Here is a 3834-nt window from a genome sequence, read left to right as displayed (position 1 = left end):
CAAGGGGTCAACATTGGACGCCGATCGGGGGGCAACTTTGCGGGCCGTTTGACACGCCACCTTCTAAAGCGCTTTTGGTCATCCTGCCGGCGGCGCGAGGTGCTGATCACGCAGGTGGACGGTGGTCTGTTCGATGCTTGGATACACCGTGGTGGCATTGATGTTGATGGCATCGAGCTGAGTAAGGATTTTGGCCTTATCCATGATTCTCACTCGCGACACCTCAATTCCCTCGTTGCCACGCTCTGGAAGCAAGGCTTCGTGGCCGAACAGGAGAAAGGCGCCTGACTGCGACTTGATCCGACTATTTGTCCGCTTCGCCTTCACGCAGAGCACAGAGCCGAGGTCGTCGGGCTTCATGCAGCCTTCGAAATAACTCTTCTCGGATTTGATGTGGTGAAGCAGCCTTCTGGCCACCTCTTGGCCGTTGAAGGCGTCGAGGTCCAAGGCCAGGTTGATCTGACTCTTTTGCGCATGGCTCAGGTTCGACAGGTTCGCCAGGCAACTGACCGTATCGGAATCGAAATATTTGACCTTGTCCCGCTTGGTTCGAAAAATGATGACCTCGCCGTCGGTACCTTTGAGTTTCTCTTCGCGATGGCAGGCGAAGAACAGGGCGACCAGGGGATTTCCCGAGATATCTAGGAGCCGTGTTGGCAGGCCGTAATGCTGCATGCGCACGAGCCGATCGAAGCAGTATTGATCGCCTTGGAACTCGTCATGGTGCGCGATGAGGACCTCCTTACACAGCCGATCTTCTTCCGGCAGATGCTTCCACGAGCCGTCGGGCCACCTTCTCAGCAAGGAGGGGGTCAGTTCGAAGGACGCGTCATGATGCCCGCGATAGAAGCTGTCCGTGCCGGGCGCCTTCTTGATATCGAATAGAATCTTCAGGAAGTGCTCGACGCTGGCTGCCTGACCGATCTCGTTCTTGCGCCGTGCTGGCGGCTCAGCGACAGCCCCAGGAGGCCCATGCAAAATGCGCTGAACGTCCTCCCGCCTGTTAGGCGCGAGTTCAACCAACTTCGCCAAAATGGCTCGGTAATCGCCTGGTCGAACCGCCCAATGGGTCCGATAGAGCTGGAGACTAGCGAGCCCGAACACATCCCTGGCCGCCTCGACGCTGGAGAACGCGACCTGGCCAAAATCGACCTCCGTATCGAACTCAGTACGAACGGCCTTCTTCTCTACGCGGACGTTCCTGATATGCCCGAATTTAATGAGCATGGTGGGCCTGTGCGGCCCGCTGTCGATCTCCGTGCAAAGGAATGCCGGCAGCTTTTCAAGGAATGATATCGCTGGATTGTCCAAAGCGACCAACCGCGGCTCAACGTCGGTCGGAGTGTGCTCGAACATCCGCCCCCTGCTCATCTCCAGGTGAGAAACGCCGCCAGCAAGCCAGGAGTCGTCGCCAAACGAGATGTAGTTGAAGTTCTCGACCATCATTCCTCGACGTCGATAGCGGAGGCCTTCAGAAACCTGACAAGCCCGATCGGCAAAATCCAGCCCGAAACACGAAGGGCGCAAGGTTATCCCAGAAGGGCGAGACGTGCCGCTGGCAACGTCGTGATGCTGCCACGCCAGCACATTTGACCACGCGACCTCCCTCTTATTGTCTAAGGCGGCGGTTCAGCTGCGGCGGAGATGTCATGCGGCGTTATCAGCGACAGGAATGGCGGAGATTCCGAGCAGAAGTCATTGAGCTCGACGGCGGTTGCTGCGTGCAATGTAAGCGCAGCTCATTGGAGGGCGCGATCCTCCAAGTGCATCATAAAGAGTATCTCCCTGGACGCATGCCCTGGGAGTATCCCTACGAGCTATGTGAGACGCTCTGCAAAGGCTGCCATGCGGGCGAACATGGCCTTGTCCGACCGTTTACGAATTGGGTCTGTGTCGGGCAGGACGACCTCGGAGACGTGTCGGGCGAATGTGAACTCTGCGGGAACGAGATCCGCTACGTCTTCTTCGTCCACCATGAAAAGTGGCCGGCGCTGGAAGTCGGCGAGACGTGTTGCGATCATTTGACCGACACCACCGAGGCCAGCGATTTTATGGACTCCGTCCGGCAGCAGAATGCCCGACGAACCCGTTTTCTGCGATCGCCTCGATGGAAGCCGCTCGGGAGCGGTTCCTACAAGCTTAGCCAGAAGGGCGCGAACCTGATCGTTGAGCCAAGCGAACGAGCGTTTCGCCTACGCGTGAACGGCACACGGGGGAAATTGCGCTTCCAATCGCTTGATGAGGCCAAAGCGAAGATCTTCGATCTTTTCGAGGACGGCAAAATGGAAGCCTTCTTGCGAAGTCGAACCCGCCGCTGATCCGCAATCGTCAATCGCATTCTGGGGGGACCTGTGCGTATCGTTCGCGTTCAAATTGAGAATTTCCGCGGAATAAGACGAGCCGATCTCTATTTCGGCGGCACCACCGTCCTGCTTGGTGACAACAATACCGGCAAGAGTTCGGTCCTCGAGGCGATCGAGCTCGCGATTGGAGCTGACCGCCTCTCGCGAACACAAGCGATCGACGAGCATGACTTCTACGGCGGAGACTATCGCGGCCCTCACGGTGGACCCGCGCCCAAGATTGTTGTCGAGGTCGTCGTCGCGGGGCTGGATCAACAACATTGCGACAAGTTCCGGAACAATCTCGAATTCTGGCGGGCTGCCGACCGGACGCTAGTCGGCCCTGGCGGAGTAGCAGCGCTCGGTCAGCCGGGCGTGGAACCTGCGGTGCGCATCCGTTTCGAGGGCGCTTATGATTTGGAGGCGGATGAGTTTACCGCAAAAACGTGGTTCGCGATTCCGCGCCAAGATAACGGAACGCCGACAAGCGAGTGCCGTTCAGGCGACAAGCGTGAATTCGGCTTTCTGCACCTTCGCGCGCTTCGTACTGGCACCCGCGCCCTATCAATGGAGCGCGGTTCGCTGCTGGACGTGATCCTCAGAACCTATGAGGTCCGTACACGAATGTGGGAAGGCCTGCTGGATCGACTCCGGGGCCTTGACGTCGTTGGCGAGAACGACCCCGAATTTGGAAGAATCCTAACGGCCATTCGCGACGCAATGCGCGAAATCGTTCCTGGGGAGTGGGCAGATGCACCGCATTTGCGGGTGTCGGATTTAACGCGGGAGGACCTACGGCGGGTTCTGAAATCCTTCTTGGCAACTGGCGTGGCGGGGTATGCCGCTCCGTTCCAACACCAGGGTTCGGGTACCATCAATGCACTTGTGCTCGCGATGCTAGGTCTGATCGCGCAACGCAGGAACGGGCGCGTGATCTTCGCGATGGAGGAGCCAGAGCTGTCGCTGCCGCCTCATGTCCAGAAGCGGGTTGTCGACAAGGTGCAAGAGCTCGCCGCACAGGCGCTTTTTACGTCACACTCTCCGTACGTCATTGAGCAGTTCACGCCTGAGCAGATGACCGTGATGAGACGCGACAATACGGGGCTGCTATCCGCCACCAACGTCGTGCTGCCGGAAAGTCTGAAGCTGAAAATCTTCCGAGACGGCTTTCGGACCAGGTTCTGCGAGGCGCTACTGGCTCGACGCGTTTTAGTCACGGAGGGTAAGACGGAGTTCGTCGCTTACAGTGCCGTCGCACGTCGAGCAGCGGTCCTCGCTCCTGCTCAACACCAGCGCCTCGACACGCTGGGCTGGGTTCCCTTCGACGCGGGCGGTCAGACTGCGGTAGCGTCCTTCGCTGCCTTCTTTCGCGGGCTGGGTAAAACCGTTGCCACGATATTTGATCAGCAAGCTCCTGCAGCGCGGGATGCGATCGTAGCTGCGGATTCCGACGTGAAGCCGGCCGGCATTCCGATCAATATCCGGCCACCGT

3 protein-coding genes are annotated in these 3834 nt (G+C 58.7%); 2 read left to right on the top strand and 1 reads right to left on the bottom strand.

Annotated elements, in window-relative coordinates; all coding sequences use genetic code 11:
• Positions 1-78: 78 nt before the first annotated feature.
• On the bottom strand, positions 79-1446 hold the full coding sequence (locus ACODTJ_RS28950) for an FRG domain-containing protein (protein ID WP_488851664.1): 1368 nt from the start codon (positions 1444-1446) through the stop codon (positions 79-81).
• A 203-nt stretch (positions 1447-1649) separates the two neighbouring features.
• Between ACODTJ_RS28950 and ACODTJ_RS28945 the strand changes: the two genes are divergently transcribed.
• Complete coding sequence (locus ACODTJ_RS28945; RefSeq protein ID WP_454654106.1) at positions 1650-2318, top strand: HNH endonuclease; 669 nt, start codon at positions 1650-1652, stop codon at positions 2316-2318.
• 33 nt (positions 2319-2351) lie between these two features.
• Positions 2352-3834: ATP-dependent nuclease (locus ACODTJ_RS28940; RefSeq protein WP_488851662.1), on the top strand; the 1483-nt coding region annotated here is incomplete at its 3' end.

This window comes from Allobosea sp. FG18 (genome assembly GCF_057809495.1).
Note: the sequence above shows the minus strand (reverse complement) of the source record. Positions and strands in the feature narration are given on the sequence as shown.